The sequence below is a fragment of the Variovorax multivorans genome (assembly GCF_051216835.1).
GTDB lineage: Bacteria > Pseudomonadota > Gammaproteobacteria > Burkholderiales > Burkholderiaceae_C > Variovorax.
This window is the reverse complement of record NZ_JBPJZL010000001.1, coordinates 347,761-370,671: the sequence shown is the minus strand read 5'-3', so window position 1 is coordinate 370,671 and position 22,911 is coordinate 347,761. Positions and strand designations below refer to the sequence as shown.

The window sequence follows — 22,911 nt, the reverse complement described above, 5'->3', positions numbered from 1 at the left end:
TATTAAAAAAGGACCCTCGTCGGGTCCTTTTTTGTTTCAGTAGCCGATCGTGTATCGCTGACGGGAGTGCGCCGGCTTTTCAAGCTCGTCGATGAACGCGATTGCGTAGTCCTCGAAGGTGATCCAGCTGCGGCCTTCGGCGCTCACCAGCAGGTCGTCCTTGCCCAGGCGGAACTTGCCTGTGCGCTCGCCTTCGACGAACTCGGCTGAGGGCGACAGGAAGGTCCAGTCCAGTTCTTTCTCGCTACGCAGCGTGTCGAGGAACACGCCGCCGGCCGAGGCTTCGGCACGATAGGCATCAGGGAAGTTCGGCGTGTCGATCACTTTCAGGCCGGGCGCCGCGAACAGGCTGCCGGCGCCGCCGACCACCAGCAGGCGCTTCACGCCCGCGCGCTTGACCGGCTCGATGATGGCCGCGGGCGGCACGGTGGAGAAGTGCGCGGCGCTGAACACGGCGTCATGGCCGGCCAGCGCTTTTTCGAGCGCTGTGCCATCGAGCACGTCGAGATCAATGGCCTTCACGTTGGCGCGGCCTGCCAGCTTGTCGCTGGCCTTGCGGGCGATGGCCGTGACGGTGTGGCCGCGACGCAGGGCTTCTTCCAGAAGGCGGCCGCCGGCGCGTCCGGTGGCGCCGATGATGGCGATGTGGCTCATGAGTGACTCCTGTAAAAGATCGAAAGATCGGATGGGATGAACCGCATCTTAGGTTTCTGGTTTCGAAAGAAATACCTCGATTTGCGCGCTTGTTTATTCCTAAAATCGTTCGAATGGACCGATTGAATGCAATGCGCGTGTTCGTGAACGTGGTCGATTCGGGCAGCCTTTCGGCCGCCGCCGACAAGCTCGACATGTCCCGCCCGGTGGTCACGCGCTACGTGGCCGAACTGGAACAATGGACCGGCGCGCGCCTGCTGCACCGCACGACGCGCCGCCTCAGCCTCACCGCCGCAGGCGAAGAACTGCTGCCGCGTTGCCGCCAGGTGCTGGAACTCACGGGCGACATGCAGGCCGCGGTGCGGCATCCGGCCGAGGCGCCGCGGGGGCAATTGCGCATCACCACCGGAACCTCGTTTGCGCAGGCACAACTGGCCGACGCGATTGCCGACTATGTGCGGCTCTATCCGGCCGTGATGGTCGACCTGGTGCTGCTGGACCGAACCGTCAACCTCGTGGACGAGCGCATCGACCTCGCGATTCGTACGGCGGCGGAGATCGACCCCAATCTGATTGCGCGCCGGCTCACCACGTGCCGATCGGTGGTTTGCGCCTCACCGGCCTATCTGAAGGAGCACGGAAAACCCCTGCGCGTGGAAGAGCTTGCCCAGCGCAACTGCCTCACGCATTCCTACTTTGGACGCAGCCTGTGGAACTTCACGCGCAAGGACAACGGGGAGCCGGTGTCCGTGGCCGTGGATGGCAATGTCTCCGCCAACGACGCGGCGAGCCTGATGTACCTGGCAAGGGCAGGGGCCGGCATCGCGATGCTGCCGACCTATCTCACGTCGGAGCTGCTGCAGAAGGGCGAACTGGTGCGCCTCTTCGGCGATTTCGAGCCGCAGGTGGTGGGCATGTATGCCGTGTACGCCTCTCGCAAGCACATGCCGGCCACCTTGCGCACGATGCTCGACTTCCTGGCCGAGCGATTCACCGAAGTGCCTGCGTGGGACGCGCCGCACGCAGGCTAGGAGGCAAGGCTCAGTGGCCGTCGCCGGCGTGAGGCGCCGGGGCCATCAGCCGGTCGGTGTAGGCAATGGCCATTGCCGAGAACAGGAAGGCGATGTGGATCACGGTCTGCGCGATCAGCACGCGGTCGGTGTAGTTGTCCGCGTTGATGAAAGTCTTCAGCAGGTGAATGGAGCTGATGCCGATGATGGCGGTGGCCAGCTTCACCTTGAGCACCGAGGCGTTCACGTGGCTCAGCCATTCGGGCTGGTCGCGATGGCCTTCGAGATCCATGCGGCTCACGAAGGTCTCGTAGCCGCCCACGATCACCATGATGAGCAGATTCGAGATCATCACCACGTCGATCAGCGCCAGCACCACCAGCATGATCACCGTCTCGTTCAGTGTGCCGACCGGCGCGGTGGTCTTGTAGCCGATGCTGGTGATGAGCGCCTGCAGCGCTTCCTTGCTGCCGAACGCGGCCTCGACCAGATGCAGCAGCTCGACCAGGAAGTGCACGACGTACACGGCCTGCGCCACGATCAGCCCCAGGTACAGCGGCAGCTGCAGCCAGCGGCTCGCAAAGATCAGCTTGGGCAGGGGGCGCAGCGGTGAAGCGCGGGCTGGTACGGGCGGGTTCCGGGTGTCGAAAGGTTCGGGAGCGGACATCGGCAAGGCGGTGGTTGGGGACCGGGGATTCTAGAGGTGCCCCCGTGACGCACTCGTGATAACCCCGAGAACTAACATCTGACCTTCGCAAGCCCGTCAGTGACCCGTAAGTGGACCCGTCGACATTACGGCCGCACCCATCCAGGAGACATAGAGCATGAGCAGCGCATCGAAGAACATTGAATCCGTCCTGGTCGAGAACCGCGTGTTCCCGCCCGACGCCCGCGCCACGCAGGGCGCCCGCATTTCCGGCATGGCCGCCTACGAGGCCCTGTGCAAGGAGGCCGAGCAGGATTTCGAAGGGTTCTGGACCCGCCTGGCCAAGGACAACCTGGACTGGACCAAGCCCTTCACGAAGACACTCGACGAGTCGAAGGCACCGTTCTACGAGTGGTTCGGCGACGGCGAGCTCAACGCCAGCGCCAACTGCCTCGACAGGCATATCGGCACCCCGGTCGAGAACAAGACGGCCATCGTCTTCGAAGCCGACGACGGCACCGTCACCAACGTCACCTACAAGGAACTACTCGCCCGCGTGAGCCAGTTCGCCAACGCGCTGAAGGCGCAGGGCATCCAGAAGGGCGACCGCGTCGTCATCTACATGCCGATGACGGTCGAGGGCGTGATCGCCATGCAGGCCTGCGCGCGCATCGGCGCCACCCACAGCGTGGTGTTCGGCGGCTTCTCGGCCAAGGCGCTGCAGGAGCGCATCATCGACGCGGGCGCGGTGGCGGTCATCACTGCCAATTACCAGCTGCGCGGCGGCAAGGAACTGCCGCTCAAGGCCATCGTGGACGACGGCATCGCGCTCGGCGGCTGCGAATCGATCAAGACTGTGTTCGTGTACGAGCGCACGCCCACCGCGTGGGCACGCGTCGAAGGCCGAGACAAGACATTCGCCGAAGCGCTGAAAGGCCAGAGCACCGATTGCTCGCCCGTGCCGGTCAACGCCGAGCACCCGCTCTTCATCCTCTACACCTCTGGTTCCACCGGCAAGCCCAAGGGCGTGCAGCACGCCACCGGCGGCTACCTGCTGTGGGCCAGGCTCACGATGGACTGGACCTTCGACATCCGCCCCGAAGACGTGTTCTGGTGCACGGCCGACATCGGCTGGATCACCGGCCACACCTACGTTGCCTACGGTCCGCTCGCGGCCGGCGCCACGCAGGTGGTGTTCGAAGGCATTCCGACCTTCCCGCACGCGGGCCGCTTCTGGCAGATGATCGAGAAGCACAAGGTCAGCGTGTTCTACACCGCGCCCACCGCGATCCGCTCGCTCATCAAGGCGGCCGAGGGCGACGAAAAGGTGCACCCGAAGAACTGGGACCTCACGAGCCTGCGCATCCTCGGTTCGGTCGGCGAACCGATCAATCCCGAAGCGTGGATGTGGTACCACCGCAATATCGGCGGCGAGCGTTGCCCCATCGTCGATACCTTCTGGCAGACCGAGACCGGCGGCCACGTGATCACGCCGCTGCCGGGCGCCACGCCGCTGGTGCCGGGTTCTTGCACGCTGCCGCTGCCGGGCATCATGGCCGCCATCGTCGACGAGACCGGCAAGGACTTGCCCAATGGCGCGGGCGGCATGCTGGTCATCAAGCGGCCGTGGCCCTCGATGATCCGCACGATCTGGAACGACCCCGAGCGTTTCAAGAAGAGCTACTTCCCCGAGGAGATGGGCGGCACGATCTACCTTGCTGGCGACGGTGCGGTGCGCAGCGCGGACCGAGGCTACTTCCGCATCACCGGTCGCATCGACGACGTGCTGAACGTGTCGGGCCACCGCCTGGGCACGATGGAAATCGAATCGGCGCTGGTGTCGAAGACCGACCTCGTGGCCGAAGCCGCCGTCGTAGGTCGACCCGACGACGTGACGGGCGAGGCGGTGTGCGCCTTCGTCGTGCTCAAGCGCGCACGCCCGACTGGTGAAGAGGCCAAGCAGATCGCCAACGAGCTGCGCGCCTGGGTCGCAAAGGAAATCGGCCCCATCGCCAAGCCCAAGGACATCCGCTTCGGCGACAACCTGCCCAAGACGCGCAGCGGCAAGATCATGCGGCGCCTGCTGCGCAGCATCGCCAAGGGCGAGGCGATCACGCAGGACACATCGACGCTCGAAAATCCCGCGATCCTCGAACAGTTGTCACAGACCAACTGACCGGTGCTGTAGGACATGGCCGTCTATGCGGCCATCTGCGCCGAACGGAGCTCTTCGCTGAGGTAAAACCGTCGCAACCACCGTGTGCCTCGACGCGCACGGGTTTTCGACGTGTTCGATCTTTCCGAAGGAGGCCCCCATGGGCGTGAGATCTGCTTTTCTTTTTGTCATCGTCCTGCTCATCGCGGCGCTCGCCGCGCTGAACTGGGGCACGCTGTCTGCATCCACCGACGTGTGGCTGGGCTTCATGACCGTCTCGGCGCCGCTGGGCCTGATCATGCTGGGCCTGACGGTGGTGCTGGCCGCTTTCTTCCTCGTGTACGTGCTGTACCTGCACAGCTCGGTGCTGATCGACACCAAGCGCCACACCAAGGAAATGCAGGTCCAGCGCGACCTGGCGGACAAGGCCGAAGCCTCGCGCTTCACCGAGCTGCGCAATTTCCTGGAGGCGCAGGAGAACAAGCACATGGCGCAGAACGCTGACCGTCAGGCGGCGATGCTGGCTCGTCTGGAGCAGCTCGAAACCGCGATCCGCCTGCGCTCGGATCAGACCGACAACACCGTGGCCGCCCATATCGGCCAGCTCGAAGACCGCATCGAACGCCGGCCGGTGCCGGCGGACATCAACCCGCAGGCGTGATGCCTCTTCGGGTGCTGCCTACTTCGTCGACAGCACCCAGGCCGCGAGCTTCTTCGCGTCGGCTTCGCTGACCTGGTTGTTCGCCGGCATCGGCACCGGTCCCCACACGCCGGAGCCGCCCTTCATGATCTTGCTGGCAAGGGTGTCGGCGGCGCCCTTGTCGTCCTTGTACTTGGCGGCCACGTCCTTGAACGACGGGCCGAGCACCTTGCGCTCGACCGCGTGGCAGCTCATGCAGTTCTTCGAAGTCGCCAGGGCCAGGTCTGCGAAGGCGGGCGCGGCGAGTGCTACGAGGCCGAGGCCCAGAGCAGCCGACAACAAGACTCTTTTCATGGGGGATCTATTTGGTAAGGGCTGAGTTACATTCGACTCAACGCGATTGTAGGTAGCACCGTGCACGGCGTACGGATGCGTTGCCAGTACGACCCGGAGGGATTCGCAATGTGGTTTCTGGCATTGGGCCTGCTTGGACTGGCCCTCAAGTATTTCGAAGTGGGCATGGTTGCTGGCTGGAGCTGGTGGATCGTGCTGTCTCCGTTTGCAATGGCTGTCGCGTGGTGGGCCTGGGCCGATTCGTCGGGCTATACCAAGCGCAAGGTCATCGAGCGGGAAGAACGGCGCAAGCAGGACCGCATCGACCGCCAGAAGACCAACATGGGCATGAAGACCAGCAACGGGCAGCGCCCGCGCCGGTGAGTCAGCTCCATCGGTTGAAGTCCCGGCACCGCATGCATCAAGCAGAAGTGTCATGGACGAAGAAGCCACCACCCACGCGCTGATCGTCTTCGGACTATCCCTGCTGGTCGGTCCGGCCCTCGGCGGGCTTGTGGGGTGGCTCAAGAGCTTTTTCTGGGGCGTGGGTGTCGGGGCGCTGGTGATCGGCTTGGCCGGCCTCTACGGTGCGGCCACCATCGGCTGGCACCGCTATCAGTCGATTGCCGGAACCACCAGCGTGCAGGGCAGCCTGGTCGAGTTCGTCGACGAACAAAGCAAGGACAGCAACGGCCGCACGACGGTATCGCGCGCGCCCATCGTCGAATACACCGCATCCGACGGGGAGAAGCGCCGCGTCAAGGGGCTGGGCGGCGGCCTGTCGGGCAAGGAGTGGGGCGACGCGGTGGAGGTGCGCTACAGCGTGGCCGATCCCTCGAAGGCGCTGGTGGCCGATTTCCAGAACATGTGGGGCGGGGTCTGGGGGCTCGGCATCTTTGGTGCGTTTCCGAGCATGTTCGGCCTGTTCTTCATCGGCATGGCGCTGAAGGAGGGGCGCAGCAGGTACGGCTACGGCAGCAGGCCACCGCCGGTGCGCGAGCCCACGCCTGGGCAGAAGCGCTGGCGTACGCGCGGCACCGTGCTCGCCAACATCGTCTTCCTGGCCGGCTTTGCGCTGGTGTTTCTCTATCCCGACCCGGAACCGATGAAACAGTTCGGCGCGGGCTTCATGACCATCGGTGCCGGCGCCATGCTGCACTTTCTCGTGCAAAGCCTGCCGCCGGCACTGGAGTTCCAGGCTCGCAGCATCCTCGCGATCGTAGGCCTCGGGTTTCTGGCCTTCGGCTACGGCGCGTGGATGATGGCCTGACTGGCGGATTTCAGAACTTGTCGAGCACCGCGCCCGAACTCGCGCTCGAGGCGTTGAACGCGAATTTCGCCTGCACGCCGCGCGTGTAGCGCGGAGCCGGTGCCTTCCAGCCTTCGCGGCGCTTGGCGATCTCGGCCTCTGGCACGTTCAGTTCGAGCTTGAGTTCGTGCGCGTCGATGGTGATCGAGTCGCCCTCGTTCACGAAAGCGATGGTGCCGCCGGCCGCAGCCTCGGGCGCCACGTGGCCCACCACCATGCCCCAGGTGCCGCCCGAGAAGCGGCCGTCGGTGATCAGGCCCACGCTTTCGCCGAGGCCCGCGCCGATCAACGCGCCGGTCGGCGCCAGCATCTCGGGCATGCCCGGTCCGCCCTTGGGGCCGAGGTAGCGCAGCACCATCACGTCGCCGGCCTTGATCTTGCCGTCGAGAATCGCCTTGAGCGCCGATTGCTCGTCGTCGAACACGCGCGCCGGGCCGGTGATGACCGGGTTCTTCAGGCCGGTGATCTTGGCGACCGCACCTTCGGGCGACAGGTTGCCCTTCAGGATGGCGAGGTGGCCTTCGGCGTACATGGGCTTGTCGATGGGGCGGATCACGTCCTGGTCGGCGCGCGGCACGTCGGGCACGTCCTTCAGCACTTCGGCGATGGTCTGGCCGCTGATGGTGATGCAGTCGCCGTGCAGCAGGCCGGCTTTCAGCAGCACCTTCATCACTTGCGGAATGCCGCCGGCCTGGTGCAGGTCGACCGCGAGGTATTTGCCCGAGGGCTTCAGGTCGCAGATCACCGGCACCTTCTTGCGCATGCGCTCGAAGTCGTCGATGGTCCACTCGACCTCGGCCGCGTGCGCGATGGCCAGGAAGTGCAGCACCGCGTTGGTCGAGCCGCCCGTGGCCATGATGACCGCCACCGCGTTCTCGATGGCCTTCTTGGTCACGATGTCGCGCGGCTTCAGGTCTTTCTTGATCGCCTCGATCAGCACCTTGGCCGATTCCTTGGCCGAGTTGGCCTTTTCGTCGTGCGGGTTGGCCATCGTCGACGAGTAGGGCAGCGAGATGCCCAGCGCCTCGAATGCGCTGGACATGGTGTTAGCCGTGTACATGCCGCCGCACGAGCCGGTGCCGGGAATGGCGCGCTTCTCGATCTCGTGCAGGTCTTCGTCGCTCATGTTGCCGGCGGCGTTCTGGCCCACGGCCTCGAACACGCTCACGATGTTCAGGTCTTGCCCCTTGTAGCGGCCCGGCAGGATGGTGCCGCCGTACACGTAGATGGCCGGCACGTTGGCGCGCAGCATGCCCATGAGGCCGCCGGGCATGTTCTTGTCGCAGCCGCCGACCACCAGCACGCCGTCCATCCACTGGCCGCCCACGCAGGTTTCGATGCAGTCGGAGATGACTTCGCGGCTGACCAGCGAGTACTTCATGCCCTCGGTGCCCATGGCCATGCCGTCGGAGATGGTGGGGGTGCCGAACACCTGCGCGTTGCCGCCGGCTTCCTCGATGCCCGCGATGGCCGCGTCGGCCAGCTTCTGCAGGCCCGAGTTGCAGGGCGTGATGGTGCTGTGGCCGTTGGCGACGCCGACCATCGGCTTCTTGAAGTCGCCTTCTTCGTAGCCCATGGCGTAGAACATCGAGCGGTTGGGCGCGCGGCTCTTGCCTTCGACGATGTTGGCGCTGCGGCGGTTGATCTGGATTGGCTTGGTGTCCATGGTGTCTCTTCTATCGTGGGGAGATCGGGGGGAGCCCAAGTATCGGACTTCTGATTGATTGCTTCCAATCCATTTTCAAGAACAGATTGATATGCTTGGCATATGAATGAAGCCCTGATCGACCTGCGGGCCTGGCGCCAGTTCGTCGCCGTGGCCGAAGAGCTGCACTTCGGCCGCGCCGCGCTGCGGCTGCACATGACGCAGCCACCGGTCACGCAAGCCATTGCCCAGCTCGAGAAGACGCTGGGCGTGGTGCTGTTCGACCGTACCCGGCGGCGCGTGGCGCTCACGCCGGCCGGCGAGGCCCTGCTGCCAGATGTGCGCGAGCTGCTGGCCCGTGCGCAGGCGCTGCCGGCAAGGGCACGGGCAGCAGCGGCGGGGCAGGTGGGGCGCGTGCGCATCGCCTTCGTCTCGACCGTCGGCTTCGAGCAGTTGCCGGCCTGGGTGCGCGAGTTCCGCGTGCTGTGCCCTGAGGTGGCGCTCGAACTGGTCGAAGCCACCGGCGATGTGCAGCTCGAAGCCTTCGCACGTGGCGAGATCGACGCGGGGCTGATGCTGCATTCGCCCGGTGCGGCGCCGCCCGGGCTGGCCCGGTTGCCGGTGGAGGAAGAGGCGCTGGTGCTGGCCCTGCCGGCGCAGCACCGGCTCGCTCGCGCGCGGCCCGTGCCGCTGGCGGAGGTGCTGGCCGAGCCATTGGTGATCTTTCCGCGCCGCATCGTGCCCTCGCTGCACGACGCGGTCTTCGACCTCTATCACGCGGCCGGCCGCGTGCCGCAGGTGGCGCAGGAGGCAATCCAGATGCAGACCATCGTCAATCTGGTGTCGGGCGGCATTGGCGTTGCCTGGGTGCCGCACAGCGTGATGCAGTTCCGGCGCGCGGGCGTTGTCTACCGGCAGGTCGACGAGTTCAAGGGTGTGGGGCGGCGTCGTGTGGTGTTGCCGGCCTGCGAAACAAGCCTTGTGTGGCCCGCACAGGCCGCGCATCCGGCGCTGGCGCGCTTCGTGGCATTCGTGCGCGAGCGCACGGCGCAGACCCAGGCGAAATAGCGGGCAGGGCGCCTGCCTTTGCCTCTATCTGCGCGATGCCCGCGCGCCACCCGTCTTCGACGTAGCTCGCGGGTCGAGCGAATCGGAGAGCAGGGTTTCGAGCCAACCCGCGAAGGCCTGCACACGCCGCGACAGGTTGCGCCGGTGCGGGTACACCAGTTGCACGGGCAGCGGCTCGGCGCGTGCGTCGGGCAGTACCTCGACCAGCTCGCCGGCCGCGAGGTGCTCGCGCACGTCGTATGCCGGAATCTGGATCAGGCCCAGGCCGGCCAGTGCGCAGGCGATGTAGGTCTCGGCATTGTTCGCCGCCACCTGGCTGCGCATGCGCAAGCTCGCGGTTTCGCCGTCGCGTTGCCATTCCCACGGTGCCGCCCGCCCGCTGGTCGGCGAGGCGTAGTTGACGGCCATGTGCTGCGGCAGATCGGCGGGTGTGCGCGGCGTGCCGTGGCGCGTCAGGTAGGCCGGGCTCGCGCAGTTGATCAGCGTGAAATGCCCGAGCGGCCGTGCCACCAGGCTGCTGCTGGCCAGCGGCCCCACGCGCAGTGCGCAGTCGACACCTTCGAGCACGAGATCCACCGCGCGGTCGCTGGAGCCCAGTTCGAGCTCGATGGCCGGGTGGCGCTCGAAGAAGCCCGGCAACGCCGGCGCGATCAGCCGTCGCGCGATGCGGCTCGGCACGTCGACCTTGAGCCGTCCGCTCACCTGGCCATGCGCGGGCAGGAACTGCTGCTCCATGTCTTCCATGTCGGCGACCAGCGCGCGGGCGCGCTCCAGCATCACTTCGCCGTCGGGCGTGAGGCCCACGCGGCGCGTGGTCCGGTGCAGCAGGCGCGAGCCGAGACGGGTTTCGAGCTGCTGCACGGCCGTCGAGATGGTCGCGCGCGGCAGGCCCAGGCGATCGGCTGCGCGCGTGAAGCTGCCGGCTTCGGCCACGCGCACGAAAACCTGGAGGAGGTCGATGCGGTCCATGGAATTGCCGAGATTGTTCGTGAATTAATGAACAGTCTAGCCTTGGCCAGGTGATTTATCTGCCATGTACTGATCAATAGACTGAATGCTCCGTCACGCATCACCCTCTGCAAAGGAGTCCATTCATGTCCGCACGCACTCTCAAGAACAAGGTCGTCGTCATCGCCGGAGGTGGCAAGAACCTCGGCGCCCTTATCGGCCATCAGATGGTCGACGGCGGTGCCCGTGGCGTCGCCATTCACTACAACAGCGATTCCTCGCGCGCCGACGCCGAGAAAACCGCCGCCGCGCTCAAGGCCAAGGGCGCCGACACGCTGCTGGTGCAGGGCGATCTCTCGGTGGTCGACAACAGCGTGAAGCTGTTCGACCAGGCGGTGAAGCATTTCGGGCAGGTCGACATCGCCATCAACACCGCCGGTGTCGTCATCAAGAAGCCGATCCTCGACGTCACCGAAGCCGACTACGACAAGAGCTTCGACGCCAACGCCAAGGCTGCCTTCTTCTTCATCCAGCAGGCCGGCCGCACGCTGGCCGACGGCGGCAGCATCGTCACGCTGGTGAGTTCGCTGCTGGCGGCCTACACGCCGTTCTATGCGATCTACCCGGGCTCGAAGGCGGCGGTGGAGCACTACACGCGGGCCGCGTCGAAGGAGTTCGGCGATCGCGGCATCTCGGTCAACGCGATCGGCCCCGGCCCCATGGACACGCCGTTCTTCTACGGGCAGGAGAGCAAGGAGGCCGTCGAGTACCACAGCAGCGCCGCCGCGCTCAGCAAATTCTCGAAGAAGGGCCTCACCGACATCGAAGACATCGCACCCATCGTGCGCTTCCTCGTCACCGAAGGCTGGTGGATCACCGGGCAGACGATTTTTGCCAACGGCGGCTACACCACGCGCTGATCCGGCAAGATGCCGCCTGGAGGACGAACGACATGCACACGATCATGGTGATGGGCGGCGGCTTCGTGCTGCTGGTGGTGTTCCTGCTGGCCGCGCGCTTCATGGGCGATGGCTCTTCGGCGGCGCTGGCCGTGGCGGCCAAGTGGTTCATTCCGGCGTGGTTCATCGGCGCGGGCATCAACATGGCCGTGGGCGTGATCAAGGCGGGGTACTCGGTGGCCGAGGAGTTGCCGATCTTCCTGCTGATCTTCGCGGTGCCGGCCGTGGTAGCGGGGCTGCTGTGGTGGAAGTTCGGGCGCTAGTTCTTCGGTAGCGGCCTGAATATCCCCGTCCCGGCCCCGACATTCGGCCGGGGCACAATCCGCGGATGCTCATGTATCCGCAGATCAACCCCATCGCCCTGCAGCTCGGGCCGGTGGCCATTCACTGGTATGGCCTGACCTACCTGGCCGCGTTCGCACTGTTCTATTTTCTCGGCACGCGCCGGCTGCGGCATGAGCCGTACCGCTCGCTGGTGGGCGCGGGCGCATGGCAGCGCAGGGACATCGAGGACATTCTTTTCCTCGGTGTGATGGGCGTCATCGTCGGTGGGCGGCTGGGCTATTGCCTGTTCTACAAGCCCGAGTTCTATCTCACGCATCCGCTCGAAATCCTCTACGTGTGGCAGGGCGGCATGAGCTTCCACGGCGGGCTGCTCGGCGTGATCGGCGCGATGGTCTGGTTCTCGCGTTCGCGCGCACGGCCGTTCTGGCAGGTGATGGACTTCGTCGCGCCCTGCGTGCCGACAGGTCTTGCCGCCGGCCGCGTGGGCAACTTCATCAACGGTGAGCTGTGGGGCCGCTTCAGCAGCCCCGATCTGCCCTGGGGCATGGTGTTTCCGCAAAGCAACTCGATGCTGCCGCGCCATCCCTCGCAGGTTTACCAGTTTCTGCTCGAAGGGCTGCTGCTCTTCGTGGTGATGTGGCTCTATGCGCGCAAGGAACGCAAGCAGGGGCAGGTGGCCGCGGTGTTCCTGATTGGGTACGGCGTGCTGCGCTTTGTGGCGGAGTACTTCCGCGAGCCCGACGACTTCCTCGGTCTGCGGGCGCTCAACCTGAGCCAAGGGCAGTGGCTCAGCGTGCCGATGGTGATCGCCGGCATCGCGCTGTGGTTCTGGTTCGGCCGCGCCGGCAGCAAGGCCGCCACCGCGCGCGCTTGAGCCTCTTGAATCGGAAGTTCGCAGGGTAAGTACCAGCCGCGCCGGATCGGGTGCAGGCTCAGAATTACGCGTAATTACAGGAAATTACGCTGCACTTGCTGCCCCGATCCGTATGCGCCTGGTCCCCAACTCCCTGCACGATGAAGTCGCTGCCACGCTGCGCGAGCAGATCTTCGACGGCACGCTGATTCCCGGCAGCTTCCTGGACGAAGCGGCCCTGTGCGAGCGGCTTTTCATCTCTCGCACGCCGTTGCGCGAGGCGCTCAAGGTGCTTACCGCCGAAGGCCTGCTGCGGCACGAGCCGCGGCGCGGCTGCTTCGTCAACGAGGTGACCGAGCGCGACCTCGACGAGATCTTTCCCGTCATCGCGCTGCTCGAAGGACGCTGCGCCTACGAGGCAGCCCGCAATGCCAGCGACGCCGAGCTGCACGAGCTCGACGCGCTGCACGAGCGACTGGTGCGCCACGCCAAGGCGCGCCGCATCAACGACTACTACGCCACCAACCACATCATTCACGAGGCGATCATCAAGCTCGCTGACAACAAGTGGCTGGCACAGGTGATTGGCGACCTGCGCAAGATCCTCAAGCTCGCGCGGCTGCAGCAGCTGCATGCGCCGGGTCGGCTCGACCAGAGCCTGTCGGAGCATCTGGCCGTGTTCGCCGCGCTCAAGGCGCGCGACAGCGAAGGCGCCGACGCCGCCATGCGCACGCACATGACGCGCCAGCGCGAGGCGCTGCGCGAAGTCATGCGCAATCAGAAATCCAGGGTGATGCCGTGACCATCCCCTCAAAAATTGGAGTGCCCCGATGAGTGCGACCGAATGGTTCCAGGCGCGGCTGCGTTCTGGCGAAAAGTCCAAGGTGCCGGTGGCGCCCGAAGCTGCTGCCAAGAGCGCGCCGAAGAATGCGCCCAAGCCCAGTGCACGCTCGACCGCCGAGCGCCTGCAGGTCACTCTGCGCAAGGCCGACGAAGCCCTGTCGCCGCGCGCGCTGCGCCGCGTGCTGGCCGACCTGCAGGCCGTGATCGACCCGCGCGTGAGCGAGGTCGAGGGTGGCCGCCGCGCCCACGCCATCGCGGACGCCTACCGTACCGCCACGGCCGAAGAGCGCCGCGACTACTGGGCGCTCATGAGCGAGCATTTCGCCGCCGATGCGCAAAAGCTCAAGACTGCCCGCGACCAGCACCAGGCGGCGGTCGGCACGCCCGACGAAGGCCAGGCCGAACTGCGCCTGCGCCGCGCGCTGGTGTCGCCGCGCATGCGCTTGCTGCAGCGCTTTGCGGTCGAGCCCGAAGGCATGCGCTTCCTGGTCGACCTGCGCGCTGACCTGCTTCCGTGCCTGAAGGCCGACAAGCGCCTGCTTGCGCTCGACGCCGAGCTGGAGCAACTCTTCTCCACCTGGTTCGACGTGGCCTTCCTCGAACTGCGCCGCATCGACTGGGATTCGCCGGCTTCGCTGATCGAGAAGCTCATCCGCTACGAGGCGGTGCACGACATCAAGAGCTGGTCCGACGTGAAGAACCGGCTCGACGACAGCGACCGCCGCTGCTACGGCTTCTTCCATCCGCGCCTGCCCAACGAGCCGCTGATCTTTGTCGAGGTGGCGCTGGTCGACCGCATCAGCGACGGCATCACGCCGCTGCTCGACGAGGCCGCCGTGCCCGTGCTGCCGGCAAGGGCCACCACCGCGATCTTCTATTCGATCAGCAACACGCAGAACGGCCTGCGCGGCGTGAGCTTCGGCGATTCGCTCATCAAGCGCGTGGTCGAGACCCTGCAGGACGAGCTGCCGCGCCTGAAGACCTTCGCCACGCTTTCGCCGATTCCGGGCTTTCGCACCTGGCTCGCGAAGAACGCCGCCGACCTGCTGCCGCGCCTCGACGAGAAGCGCGAAGCCGAGCTCGGCCGCCTCGTCGGCTCGTTGCCGCCGACCGCCGAGCGCCTGCTCGCCGCATTCGACGCGGCCGCCACCTTCGACGCGGCCGCCACCTTCGACGCGAAATCGCCGCTGCGCCAATGGCTGATGCAGGCCGCCGCCGAGTACCTCGGCCGCGCGCTGGTCGACGGCACGCCGGCCGATCCGGTTGCGCGCTTTCACCTGGGCAACGGCGCCCGCGTGGAGCGCCTGAACTGGGCCGGCGATCCGTCGCCCAAGGGGCACAAGCAGTCTTACGGGCTCATGGTCAACTACCTCTACGACCTCAAGCGCCTGGACAAGCATCGCACCTGGCTGGCGGATGGCAAGGTGGCAGTATCGGGAGACGTCGAAAGCCTGTACTTCAAAAAAGGCTGAAGTCCGTATCGGAAAGTCCCAAGCGCCGGCGCCACAAGCGCCTGCAACAGCCGCATCGTGCGGCAAGATCCACAACGACAGACAGGAGAAGAGACACATGAACCCAAGCTTTCAACGCCGCGACGTCCTGCGCGTGGCTGCCGCCGGTGCGGCCGTTCTCTGCGGCGCAGCGCGGGCCCAGCAGGGCTGGCCGACGAAGCCCGTGACGATGATCGTGCCGTTCCCGGCCGGCGGCGGGACCGACGCGTTCGCGCGGCCGCTGTCGGGGCAGTTCTCGCGGCTGACGAACCAGTCGCTCATCATCGACAACCGCGGTGGCGCTGGCGGCACGCTGGGTGCGAGCGTGGCCTCGAAGGCTTCGGCCGACGGCTACTCGCTGTTCATGGGCGCGGTGCACCATGCCATTGCGCCGTCCGTCTATCCCAAGCTCGACTACGACATCGAGAAAGACTTTGCGCCGCTGATGCTGCTGGCCAACGTGCCGCAGGTGGTGGTGGTCAATCCGCGCCGCGTGGCGGCCAACAACATCAAGGAATTCATCGCGCTTGCCAAGGCCAGCCCCGGCAAGCTGAACTACGGCTCGGCTGGCGCCGGCACCTCGCACCACCTGGCCGGCGAGTTGTTCAAGATCCAGACCGGCACCTTCATCACCCACATTCCTTACCGTGGTGCCGGGCCGGCACTGGCGGACCTGATCGCCGGCAATGTCGACCTGATGTTCGATGGCCTCGGTTCCTCGGCCCAGTACATCAAGAGCGGCCGCATCAAGGCACTGATGGTGGCCGGCGCCAAGCGCAACCCCGCGTTCCCCGACGTGCCGTGCGCCGCAGAGGTGGGCTTGCCCGACTACACCGTGACCACCTGGTACGGACTGTGGGCACCCCGGCGCACGCCTGCCGACGTGCAGCCGCAGATCGTCGCCGAGATGCAGAAGGTGCTGGCGGCTGACGACATCAAGAACATCTGGGCCCAGAACGGCTCGGAAATCCCGACCCTCACGGGCCCTGCCTACGGCAGCTTCGTGAGCTCCGAGATCAAGCGCTGGGCCACGGTTGTGAAGGCCTCGGGCGCAAAGATCGAATGACGGGCGGCAGCGGCATCTCGTTGCGCCAGGAAGGCGCCATCGCGTTCGTCACGTTGTCGAACGCGGGGCGCCTCAATGCCATGACGCGCGCCATGTGGCGCGAGCTGCGAGCGGTGTTCGACGGCCTGCGCAACGACGATGGCGGCCTGCGCTGTGTCGTCGTGCGCGGCGAGGGCGGGGCTTTCTGCGCGGGCGGCGACATCTCCGAGTACCCGTCGTTCCGCTTCGAAGAGCCAAGTCTGCGCGAGTTTCACGAGAACGAAGTGTGGGCCGCGCTGCAGGCCATGCTCGACTGCGCGCTGCCACTCGTCGCGCAGATCGAGGGCGCCTGCATGGGCGCGGGCATCGAGATTGCGAGCTGCTGCGACATCCGCCTGGCCGGCGCGTCCGCGAAGTTCGGCGCGCCCATCGCAAAGCTCGGTTTCCCGATGGCACCGCGCGAAGCTGCGCTGGTGCATGGCACCATCGGCGACGTGCTCGCGCGCGACATGCTGCTTGCCGCCGGCGTGCACGGCGCGCAGCGCCTGTACGACGCGGGCTTTTTGCTGCAGGTGCTGCCCGACAACGAAGTGGCAGCCGCCGTGCAGGCGCACGCCACGCGCATCGCCGCGCTCGCGCCGCAGGCCGCGCGCCTGCACAAGCAGACCTTTGCCGCGCTGCGGGCCGGAGCCCCGTCGGCCCGCGACTTGCTGGCCACCGCCTACGACTACGCAGACTCCGCCGAACACCGCGAGGGCATCGCCGCCTTTCTCGCCAAGCGCACCCCGAATTTCTGAAGACAAGAAACCGCCAGATGAAGAAGACCGCCAACGCCAACCTGTTTGCCGCCCTGCGCGCGGCTTTCCCTGCCGACCTCGACAGCATTGCCGTCGAAACCGACAACGGCCTTTTCTATTCCTGGCGCGACGTCGAGCGCGCCAGCGCCATGATCGCCAACCTGCTCGATGCGCTGAAGCTGGAGAAGGGCGCGCGCATCGCGGTGCAGGTCGAGAAATCTGTCGAGGCCATGCTGCTGTACCTCGCCACGTTGCGCGCGGGCTATGTGTTTCTGCCGCTCAACACCGCCTACCAGAGCGCCGAGATCGAATACTTCATCGGCAACGCCGAGCCGGCCGTGGTGGTGTGCACCAGCCGCAATGCGCCGTGGGTCGGGCCGATTGCCAACGCGGCGGGCACGCAGCACGTCTTCACGCTGGACGACGACCGCACCGGCACGCTGCTCGAAATCGCCGCGCAATGCAGCGACAAGCACACCGTAGCCCAGCGCAAGGCCGACGACATGGCCGCGATCCTCTACACCAGCGGCACCACCGGCCGCAGCAAGGGCGCGATGCTCACGCACGGCAACCTGCTGTCGAACGCCCAGGTGCTGAAGGACTACTGGGGCTGGACCGAAGGCGACGTGCTGATCCACGCGCTGCCCATCTTCCACGTGCACGGCCTGTTCGTCGCACTGCACGGCGCGTTGCTCAACGGCAGCAAGATGCTGTGGTTCTCGAAGTTCGACCCGAAGCGCGTTGTGCAGAAGCTGCCCGAAGCCACGGTGTTCATGGGCGTGCCCACCCTGTACGTGCGGCTGCTGGCCGAGCCGGGCCTCACGCGCGAGGCGGTGCGCAACATGCGCCTGTTCGTCGCGGGCTCGGCGCCGCTGCTGATCGAAACCTTCGACGAATGGCGCGAGCGCACCGGCCACACGATTCTCGAACGCTACGGCATGAGCGAAACGGTCATGCTCACGTCGAACCCCTACACCGCCGCACAGGGCGAACGCCGCGGCGGCACCGTCGGCTTTGCGCTGCCGGGCGTGCAACTTCGCGTGCGCGACGACGGCGGCCGCGACTGCACCACCGACGAGATCGGCAACATCGAAGTCAGCGGCCCCAACGTGTTCGCGGGCTACTGGCGCATGCCCGAGAAGACGAAGGAAGAGTTCACCTCCGACGGCTTCTTCAAGACGGGCGACGTGGGCAAGATCGACGGCCTGGGCTACATCGTCATCGTCGGGCGCAGCAAGGACCTGATCATCAGCGGCGGCTACAACGTGTACCCGGCCGAGATCGAGGGCTACATCAACGAGATGGCCGGCGTGGCCGAGAGCGCGGTGGTCGGCGTGCCACACCCCGACTTTGGCGAGGTGGGCGTGGCCATCGTCATCGCGAAGGCGGGCGCCTCGCTGGATGCCGAGGCCATCGTGGCCGACCTGAAGGCCAGGCTCGCGAACTTCAAGATTCCGAAGCGCTGCTTCGTCGTGCCGGAACTGCCGCGCAACACGATGGGCAAGGTGCAGAAGGCGCTGCTGCGCGCGGAGCACAAGGCGCTGTTCGCGGGCTGATCGAATCGGCTCATGCAACGGGCGCGAGCCCGTTCATCAGCCCACTGCGTGCATGGCAGTTGATGTACTCGTAGCTCTGCTCGTCGGCCTTCAGCACCGACACCTCGTGGTACACGCGCAGCTGCAGCTGGAAGTTCAGCGCCTGCACGTACCGCATGAAGCTGCCGAAGATCGCGACGTGCGTGGGGTGCGACTCGGCCCAGCGCTCCATGTCGGCCAGCGAGCGCCAGTAGCTCAGGCCGAACGACTTCTGCAGCGTTGCGCCTTGCGCATCGAGGTGATGCATGTAGCGGTTGCTGTAGCAGCCGATGCCCAGGCCCTGGTCGCGCAGGAAGTCCATGCCCTCGCGCAGCACCGGCTCCATGTCTTGCAGGTAGAGCGTGCGTTCCTGCCCGGTGGTGTCGGTCCATTCCTGGCCGGAGCGGATCATCGCGATGTTCTCGTGGCCCGCGATGCGCACGCGCTGGCGCGGAGCCGGCGTGCCGGCAATCACTGCACGCGTGCCCGAAGGTGCCATCGCATCGGTCTGTGACAGCGGGATGCGGTCGCGCATCGAACCCCAATAGCCGTGCTCCTGCAGTTCGCCGCTGACCTCGCCCATGACCACGCCGACGCCCTCGAAGCGGTCTGGCGTGTTGAACATGGTCTCGAAGTGCTCGACGCGCGGTGACGCGATCTCGCGGAAGTAGCCAAGGCCTTCGTTGAGTCGCTCGTCGGAGCGCCACCAGGCATCGATGGCGGGCGTGGCGCACCAGCGTGTGTAGGCCGCGGCGTCGCTCCAGTAGGCGATGGCGATCATGTTGTCGAAGCCGTCTGCATCGACGTAGTGCGTCAGGTCGTGGTGGCCCGGGCCGTCGGGCAGGGCGAAGTCGCGGGCGATCTTCATCAGCGCGGCGCAGGCGCGGCCCTGCATTTCAGGGCCGCGCGATTGCACGCCGAAGTAGCCCATCACGGCCTGCTTCACCGACGTGGGCGCACGGGCCGACCACACGGGGTAGGGCGGCGTGTAGTCGTCTTCCACGCGGCGATGCCGCGTGCGAGGGCACTTCAGGTGCTCGGCAATGGCTGATTCCATGGCGTGCCTCCGTGGGTTCAGGCCGCAACTGGCTCGGGCACGCTGGTTTCAGGCTCGGGCGTGTGCTGCACCACCACGGGTTCGCGGCGCGTCTTGTTGAGCAGCAACTGGGTGACGTCGGGCCGCGAGTAGTGGCCGCTTGGGTCGGCAGCCGCCTTGGCGAGCGAGATCATGCCGAGGTCGATGTCGGCGATGACCAGGCCTTCTTCGTCTTCGGCGAGCGGCGTGCCCAGCGGAGAGCCGTCCGGTGCGTAGATGCGTGCGTAGCCGCCGCCGACGCCGAGCATCTGCTGCTTGCCGGCGTCGGTGCATATCAGCTCGCTCATCGCCTTCGACACGGTGGCGCAAGGCGCGATCACGAAGCACCCGCCCTCGGCGGCGTATACCTGGCTCGCCGCGTTGTTGACCTCGTGGCCCAGCGCGTAGGCCGCACCGCGGTAGAGCGAGAAGCTCGGCCATGCCCCGCAGTGGATCTGCTCGTTCTGCGAATACATCGCGTACTTGCTGAGCGGCTGCAGGTGCTCCCAACAGCACAGCGAGCCGATGTTGCCGATGGGCGTTTCGACCACGTGCAGATCGGCGCCATCGCCTTCGCCGAACACCGTGCGCTCCACGTGCGTGGGCTTCAGCTTGCGCCGCGTCTGCACGGTGTTGCCCTGATCATCGATGAGCGCCTGCGCAATGTAGAGGCTGCCCGCCGCCTTCTCGCTGTAGCCGAGCGACACCCAGATCTTGAGCTTGCGCGCCGCCTCCCTGATGCGGTCGAACTCGGCCGAGCCGACGACCAGCGAGTTGTCGTGGTAGCGCTGCACGAACTGCATGCCCCAGGCCGGCGAATCGAGCCAGATCCACCACGGGTAGCCGGGCACCCAGGTCTCGGGAAAGGCAATGAGCTGCACGCCCTGTTTCGCGGCCTGCGCCATCAGGTCGATGGTCTTGTCGATGGTGCCGTCGAGGTCGAGGAACACGGGGGCGGCCTGCACGGCGGCAACGCGCAGCTTGGGGTGGACGGTGGTGGGCATGGTGAGTTCTCCAGATGCAATGAAAGTAACGAAGCGTCTGCCGCACGCACGACGCACCGGGTTTGCGCTGTGGCATGCGGGTTGCTTGAAGCGTAAATTCGCGCCGCCGGAACGCCTTGACCCGGATTGGCGGCGTTCTTGTTCCAGCGTTGCATGCCTTTGCTGTTGAGGCTTTCCGAGGAACCCAGATGAACCAGTTGCTCAGCACCGACGCCGTCCCGCGGGACCAGCGGCTTGCCTACTGGACCGACATGATCTGCAACGTCTACGTGCAGCTAGGCTGCGATCCGGTGCGCGAAGGCGATAGCTGCGATTTCGAAGGCAGCATCCGCCAGCACACGCTGCCGGGCCTCGACGTGTCGGTCGTCACCTCGGGCCCGCAGAAGGTGATGCGCACGCCGGGGCACATCTCGCACTCCAGCGACGACTACTTTCTCGTGAGCATCCAGGCGCGTGGCCGTGGCGTGGTACGGCAGGACGGCCGCGACGCCGTGCTGTCGGCCGGCGACTTCGCGCTGTACGACAGCACGCGGCCTTATCAGCTGCTGTTCGACGAATCCTTCGAGCAGATCGTGCTCAAGCTGCCTGGCGAACGCCTGCGCAGCGAGTTGCGCGACACCGAGGCGCTGACGGCCACCACGGTGTCGGGGCGCGCGGGCGCGGGGCACCTGCTGCTGGGCATGATCCACACGCTGCGCGAAGACATCGACACGCTGCAGCCCGCATCGGCACTTGCAGTGGCCAACGGTGTGCAGAACATCCTGGTGGCGGGGCTGCAGACGCTGCCTGCGGCGAGTGCGCCGTCGCTCAGCAATCTCACGGCGTATCACCTTGCGCGCGTGAAGCGGCTCATCGACGAGCAGCTGGCCGATCCTTCGCTGTCGGTGGGCACGCTGGCCACCGGGCTGGGCGTGTCGGTGAGTCACATCCACCGCGTGTTCAGGAGCGAGCCGCTGACACCGTCGCAGTACATCTGGGAGCGCAGGCTGGAGGCGTGCAGCCGAGACCTGCTGGAGCCGCGCCTCGCGGGCCGGCCGGTGGCCGAGATTGCCTATGGCCGCGGCTTCAACGACGCGGCGCATTTCAGCCGCGCGTTCCGCGAGCGCTTCGGCTGCTCGCCGCGCGAATGGCGGCAGCAGCGCATGCAGTAAGAAGGGCTACTGGACCAGCATCACCGTCGTGTTGGTTTCGGCGACCACCTTGGTGGCGACCGAGCCCATCAGCGCGCGGCCGAAGATGCCGTGGCCATGGGTGCCGAGCACGATCAGCCCCACTTGCGCCGCCGCGGCCGACTTGAGGATTTCCTCGGCCACATGGCCGTGGCGCGAGTCGATCGTGTAGTTGCTCACGCCGCTCTCGGCGAACAGCGCCTTCACCGGGTCGAGCACCTTGGCGTTTTCCTCGGCGTAGTAGTCCGTCACCAATTCTTTGCTCAGGTGGCGTGCGACGTGGCCCGAGATGCCGGTGCACACGTGCACCACCACCAGTTGGTGCCCGTCCACGAACATGGCGCGATTGGCAAGCAGGTAGTCGAGCGCCTTGCGGGTGTAGGCGCTGCCGTCGACGGCGATGAGGATTTTCATGAAACCCTTATACGGCGCGGCTCCGCGCACCGCAACGGGGCGTACCTCAGGCCCGAAGGGCTTTGCCCGGCCGGATCAGCCGTGCAGGCCCTTCCAGAGCATGTAGGCCGCGAGCAGATACAGGATGCTCGCGAACACGCGCTTGAGCTTCTTCACCGGCAGGCTGTGCGCCGCCTTCGCACCCAGCGGTGCGGTGAACACGCTGCACAGCGCAATCACCGCCAGCGCGGGCAGCCAGATGTAGCCGAAGGAGCCGGCCGGCAGGCCTTGCACCGACTGGCCGCTGACCGCATAGCCGAGCACGTTCGCCACAGCAATCGGAAAGCCCAGCGCCGCGCTGGTGGCCACCGCGTTGTGAATGGACACGTTGCACCACGTCATGAACGGCACGCTGATGAAGCCGCCGCCCGCGCCCACCAGGCCCGAGATGAAGCCGATCGCGCCGCCCGCCGCGAGCTGGCCGCCCGTGCCCGGCATCTGCCGTGTGGGCGCGGGCTTCTTGTCGAGGAACATCTGCGTGGCCGAGAAGCCCACGAACAGCGCGAAGAAGATGGCCAGCGCCGTGCCCTTGAGCAGCGAGAACACGCCCAGGCTGCCAGCAAGGCTGCCGATGACGATGCCGGGCGCGAGCCGCCGCACGATGTCCCAGCGCACCGCGCCGCGCCGGTGGTGCGCACGCACGCTGGACACCGAAGTGAAGATGATCGTCGCCATCGAAGTGGCGATGGCCATCTTCACCGCGAGGTCGGCCGGCACGCCGCGGTGGCCCATGATGATCGTGATGAACGGCACCATCAGCATGCCGCCGCCGATGCCCAGCAGGCCCGCGAGAAAACCGGTGCCGAGGCCGAGAGCGGCGAGTTCGGCGATCAGGAGGGGGTCGAGCAGGGCAGCGATATTCACGGGAAAGTCACGCAAGGGAAGTGAGGGGCTGGAAAAAGCAACGGCCCCGAGCAGTGGATGCAGGGGGCCGTGGCAGGAAAAGGTGTCTGCAG

Annotated in this window: 24 protein-coding genes; 15 read left to right on the top strand and 9 right to left on the bottom strand. The window is 66.3% G+C overall.

The window, feature by feature from the left end; translation table 11 throughout:
- Positions 1–36: 36 nt before the first annotated feature.
- A complete protein-coding gene (locus tag ACSFCA_RS01765; protein WP_435458411.1) occupies positions 37–654 on the bottom strand; it encodes an NAD(P)-dependent oxidoreductase in 618 nt (205 codons plus the stop codon).
- Positions 655–767: 113 nt separating this feature from the next.
- On the opposite strand from ACSFCA_RS01765, the gene ACSFCA_RS01760 reads away from it, so the two are divergent.
- Positions 768–1,685, top strand: coding sequence for a LysR family transcriptional regulator (locus tag ACSFCA_RS01760; RefSeq protein WP_093056467.1), 918 nt, complete (start codon positions 768–770; stop codon positions 1,683–1,685).
- Between the two features lie 10 nt (positions 1,686–1,695).
- Here the strand turns inward: ACSFCA_RS01760 and ACSFCA_RS01755 are convergent, their stop codons facing one another.
- Positions 1,696–2,331, bottom strand: a complete 636-nt coding sequence (locus ACSFCA_RS01755) for a YqhA family protein (RefSeq protein ID WP_258354414.1) — start codon at positions 2,329–2,331, stop codon at positions 1,696–1,698.
- Between the two features lie 157 nt (positions 2,332–2,488).
- Here ACSFCA_RS01755 and acs point away from each other — a divergent pair, with 157 nt between their 5' ends.
- Together acs and ACSFCA_RS01745 are read left to right on the top strand one after the other, a co-directional pair.
- Entirely contained in the window at positions 2,489–4,486 is a 1,998-nt protein-coding gene (gene acs / locus ACSFCA_RS01750) for an acetate--CoA ligase (protein WP_435458410.1), read from the top strand.
- Positions 4,487–4,625: 139 nt separating this feature from the next.
- Positions 4,626–5,126, top strand: coding sequence for an SPFH domain-containing protein (locus ACSFCA_RS01745; protein ID WP_093073774.1), 501 nt, complete (start codon positions 4,626–4,628; stop codon positions 5,124–5,126).
- Between the two features lie 18 nt (positions 5,127–5,144).
- Here the strand turns inward: ACSFCA_RS01745 and ACSFCA_RS01740 are convergent, their stop codons facing one another.
- Entirely contained in the window at positions 5,145–5,459 is a 315-nt protein-coding gene (locus ACSFCA_RS01740; protein WP_258354417.1) for a c-type cytochrome, read from the bottom strand.
- 108 nt (positions 5,460–5,567) lie between these two features.
- On the opposite strand from ACSFCA_RS01740, the gene ACSFCA_RS01735 reads away from it, so the two are divergent.
- Positions 5,568–5,822 carry a TIGR04438 family Trp-rich protein gene (locus ACSFCA_RS01735; RefSeq protein ID WP_258354418.1) on the top strand — a complete coding sequence of 85 codons (255 nt, stop codon included), beginning with the start codon at positions 5,568–5,570 and terminating at the stop codon, positions 5,820–5,822.
- 52 nt (positions 5,823–5,874) lie between these two features.
- Positions 5,875–6,708, top strand: a complete 834-nt coding sequence (locus ACSFCA_RS01730) for a DUF3592 domain-containing protein (protein WP_258354419.1) — start codon at positions 5,875–5,877, stop codon at positions 6,706–6,708.
- 10 nt (positions 6,709–6,718) lie between these two features.
- Here ACSFCA_RS01730 and ilvD read toward each other — a convergent pair whose 3' ends face one another.
- Entirely contained in the window at positions 6,719–8,413 is a 1,695-nt protein-coding gene (gene ilvD / locus ACSFCA_RS01725; RefSeq protein WP_093056474.1) for a dihydroxy-acid dehydratase, read from the bottom strand.
- 102 nt (positions 8,414–8,515) lie between these two features.
- Between ilvD and ACSFCA_RS01720 the strand changes: the two genes are divergently transcribed.
- On the top strand, positions 8,516–9,460 hold the full coding sequence (locus ACSFCA_RS01720; protein WP_435458409.1) for a LysR family transcriptional regulator: 945 nt from the start codon (positions 8,516–8,518) through the stop codon (positions 9,458–9,460).
- Positions 9,461–9,484: 24 nt separating this feature from the next.
- Here the strand turns inward: ACSFCA_RS01720 and ACSFCA_RS01715 are convergent, their stop codons facing one another.
- Positions 9,485–10,429, bottom strand: coding sequence for a LysR family transcriptional regulator (locus tag ACSFCA_RS01715; RefSeq protein WP_435458408.1), 945 nt, complete (start codon positions 10,427–10,429; stop codon positions 9,485–9,487).
- Positions 10,430–10,554: 125 nt separating this feature from the next.
- Here ACSFCA_RS01715 and ACSFCA_RS01710 point away from each other — a divergent pair, with 125 nt between their 5' ends.
- The 8 genes from ACSFCA_RS01710 (at position 10,555) to ACSFCA_RS01675 (ending at position 18,236) form a co-directional block, all read left to right on the top strand.
- A complete protein-coding gene (locus ACSFCA_RS01710) occupies positions 10,555–11,328 on the top strand; it encodes an SDR family oxidoreductase (RefSeq protein WP_258354423.1) in 774 nt (257 codons plus the stop codon).
- Between the two features lie 32 nt (positions 11,329–11,360).
- Positions 11,361–11,630 (top strand): hypothetical protein, encoded by a 270-nt coding sequence (locus ACSFCA_RS01705; protein ID WP_093056478.1) that lies wholly within the window; start codon positions 11,361–11,363, stop codon positions 11,628–11,630.
- Between the two features lie 65 nt (positions 11,631–11,695).
- On the top strand, positions 11,696–12,526 hold the full coding sequence (gene lgt, locus ACSFCA_RS01700; protein WP_258354424.1) for a prolipoprotein diacylglyceryl transferase: 831 nt from the start codon (positions 11,696–11,698) through the stop codon (positions 12,524–12,526).
- 112 nt (positions 12,527–12,638) lie between these two features.
- Positions 12,639–13,307 carry a GntR family transcriptional regulator gene (locus tag ACSFCA_RS01695; RefSeq protein WP_435458407.1) on the top strand — a complete coding sequence of 223 codons (669 nt, stop codon included), beginning with the start codon at positions 12,639–12,641 and terminating at the stop codon, positions 13,305–13,307.
- A 28-nt stretch (positions 13,308–13,335) separates the two neighbouring features.
- Positions 13,336–14,820, top strand: coding sequence for a malonyl-CoA decarboxylase (locus ACSFCA_RS01690; RefSeq protein WP_435458406.1), 1,485 nt, complete (start codon positions 13,336–13,338; stop codon positions 14,818–14,820).
- 97 nt (positions 14,821–14,917) lie between these two features.
- Positions 14,918–15,904, top strand: coding sequence for a Bug family tripartite tricarboxylate transporter substrate binding protein (locus tag ACSFCA_RS01685; protein WP_435458405.1), 987 nt, complete (start codon positions 14,918–14,920; stop codon positions 15,902–15,904).
- Positions 15,901–16,680: an enoyl-CoA hydratase/isomerase family protein gene (locus tag ACSFCA_RS01680; protein ID WP_435458404.1), complete on the top strand. Its 780-nt coding sequence runs from the start codon at positions 15,901–15,903 to the stop codon at positions 16,678–16,680. The genes ACSFCA_RS01685 and ACSFCA_RS01680 overlap by 4 nt, the downstream gene beginning before the upstream one ends.
- 17 nt (positions 16,681–16,697) lie before the next feature.
- Positions 16,698–18,236 (top strand): malonate--CoA ligase, encoded by a 1,539-nt coding sequence (locus tag ACSFCA_RS01675; RefSeq protein ID WP_435458403.1) that lies wholly within the window; start codon positions 16,698–16,700, stop codon positions 18,234–18,236.
- Between the two features lie 10 nt (positions 18,237–18,246).
- Here the strand turns inward: ACSFCA_RS01675 and ACSFCA_RS01670 are convergent, their stop codons facing one another.
- Positions 18,247–19,311 carry a phenylacetaldoxime dehydratase family protein gene (locus ACSFCA_RS01670; protein ID WP_435458402.1) on the bottom strand — a complete coding sequence of 355 codons (1,065 nt, stop codon included), beginning with the start codon at positions 19,309–19,311 and terminating at the stop codon, positions 18,247–18,249.
- A 17-nt stretch (positions 19,312–19,328) separates the two neighbouring features.
- Entirely contained in the window at positions 19,329–20,333 is a 1,005-nt protein-coding gene (locus ACSFCA_RS01665) for a carbon-nitrogen hydrolase family protein (protein ID WP_258354431.1), read from the bottom strand.
- Positions 20,334–20,521: 188 nt separating this feature from the next.
- On the opposite strand from ACSFCA_RS01665, the gene ACSFCA_RS01660 reads away from it, so the two are divergent.
- Positions 20,522–21,484 (top strand): AraC-like ligand-binding domain-containing protein, encoded by a 963-nt coding sequence (locus ACSFCA_RS01660; protein WP_435458401.1) that lies wholly within the window; start codon positions 20,522–20,524, stop codon positions 21,482–21,484.
- A 6-nt stretch (positions 21,485–21,490) separates the two neighbouring features.
- Here the strand turns inward: ACSFCA_RS01660 and ACSFCA_RS01655 are convergent, their stop codons facing one another.
- Both ACSFCA_RS01655 and ACSFCA_RS01650 read right to left on the bottom strand, forming a co-directional pair.
- Positions 21,491–21,916, bottom strand: a complete 426-nt coding sequence (locus ACSFCA_RS01655) for a universal stress protein (RefSeq protein WP_258354433.1) — start codon at positions 21,914–21,916, stop codon at positions 21,491–21,493.
- Between the two features lie 75 nt (positions 21,917–21,991).
- Positions 21,992–22,813 carry a sulfite exporter TauE/SafE family protein gene (locus ACSFCA_RS01650; RefSeq protein WP_093056586.1) on the bottom strand — a complete coding sequence of 274 codons (822 nt, stop codon included), beginning with the start codon at positions 22,811–22,813 and terminating at the stop codon, positions 21,992–21,994.
- Positions 22,814–22,911: the final 98 nt, after the last annotated feature.

Bases quoted from the DNA above. Each gene is read 5' to 3' on its own strand.
- ACSFCA_RS01765 (WP_435458411.1), bottom strand. From the start codon at position 654: ATGAGCCACATCGCCATCATCGGCGCCACCGGACGCGCCGGCGGCCGC.
- ACSFCA_RS01760 (WP_093056467.1), top strand. From the start codon at position 768: ATGGACCGATTGAATGCAATGCGCGTGTTCGTGAACGTGGTCGATTCG.
- ACSFCA_RS01755 (WP_258354414.1), bottom strand. From the start codon at position 2,331: ATGTCCGCTCCCGAACCTTTCGACACCCGGAACCCGCCCGTACCAGCC.
- acs (WP_435458410.1), top strand. From the start codon at position 2,489: ATGAGCAGCGCATCGAAGAACATTGAATCCGTCCTGGTCGAGAACCGC.
- ACSFCA_RS01745 (WP_093073774.1), top strand. From the start codon at position 4,626: ATGGGCGTGAGATCTGCTTTTCTTTTTGTCATCGTCCTGCTCATCGCG.
- ACSFCA_RS01740 (WP_258354417.1), bottom strand. From the start codon at position 5,459: ATGAAAAGAGTCTTGTTGTCGGCTGCTCTGGGCCTCGGCCTCGTAGCA.
- ACSFCA_RS01735 (WP_258354418.1), top strand. From the start codon at position 5,568: ATGTGGTTTCTGGCATTGGGCCTGCTTGGACTGGCCCTCAAGTATTTC.
- ACSFCA_RS01730 (WP_258354419.1), top strand. From the start codon at position 5,875: ATGGACGAAGAAGCCACCACCCACGCGCTGATCGTCTTCGGACTATCC.
- ilvD (WP_093056474.1), bottom strand. From the start codon at position 8,413: ATGGACACCAAGCCAATCCAGATCAACCGCCGCAGCGCCAACATCGTC.
- ACSFCA_RS01720 (WP_435458409.1), top strand. From the start codon at position 8,516: ATGAATGAAGCCCTGATCGACCTGCGGGCCTGGCGCCAGTTCGTCGCC.
- ACSFCA_RS01715 (WP_435458408.1), bottom strand. From the start codon at position 10,429: ATGGACCGCATCGACCTCCTCCAGGTTTTCGTGCGCGTGGCCGAAGCC.
- ACSFCA_RS01710 (WP_258354423.1), top strand. From the start codon at position 10,555: ATGTCCGCACGCACTCTCAAGAACAAGGTCGTCGTCATCGCCGGAGGT.
- ACSFCA_RS01705 (WP_093056478.1), top strand. From the start codon at position 11,361: ATGCACACGATCATGGTGATGGGCGGCGGCTTCGTGCTGCTGGTGGTG.
- lgt (WP_258354424.1), top strand. From the start codon at position 11,696: ATGCTCATGTATCCGCAGATCAACCCCATCGCCCTGCAGCTCGGGCCG.
- ACSFCA_RS01695 (WP_435458407.1), top strand. From the start codon at position 12,639: ATGCGCCTGGTCCCCAACTCCCTGCACGATGAAGTCGCTGCCACGCTG.
- ACSFCA_RS01690 (WP_435458406.1), top strand. From the start codon at position 13,336: ATGAGTGCGACCGAATGGTTCCAGGCGCGGCTGCGTTCTGGCGAAAAG.
- ACSFCA_RS01685 (WP_435458405.1), top strand. From the start codon at position 14,918: ATGAACCCAAGCTTTCAACGCCGCGACGTCCTGCGCGTGGCTGCCGCC.
- ACSFCA_RS01680 (WP_435458404.1), top strand. From the start codon at position 15,901: ATGACGGGCGGCAGCGGCATCTCGTTGCGCCAGGAAGGCGCCATCGCG.
- ACSFCA_RS01675 (WP_435458403.1), top strand. From the start codon at position 16,698: ATGAAGAAGACCGCCAACGCCAACCTGTTTGCCGCCCTGCGCGCGGCT.
- ACSFCA_RS01670 (WP_435458402.1), bottom strand. From the start codon at position 19,311: ATGGAATCAGCCATTGCCGAGCACCTGAAGTGCCCTCGCACGCGGCAT.
- ACSFCA_RS01665 (WP_258354431.1), bottom strand. From the start codon at position 20,333: ATGCCCACCACCGTCCACCCCAAGCTGCGCGTTGCCGCCGTGCAGGCC.
- ACSFCA_RS01660 (WP_435458401.1), top strand. From the start codon at position 20,522: ATGAACCAGTTGCTCAGCACCGACGCCGTCCCGCGGGACCAGCGGCTT.
- ACSFCA_RS01655 (WP_258354433.1), bottom strand. From the start codon at position 21,916: ATGAAAATCCTCATCGCCGTCGACGGCAGCGCCTACACCCGCAAGGCG.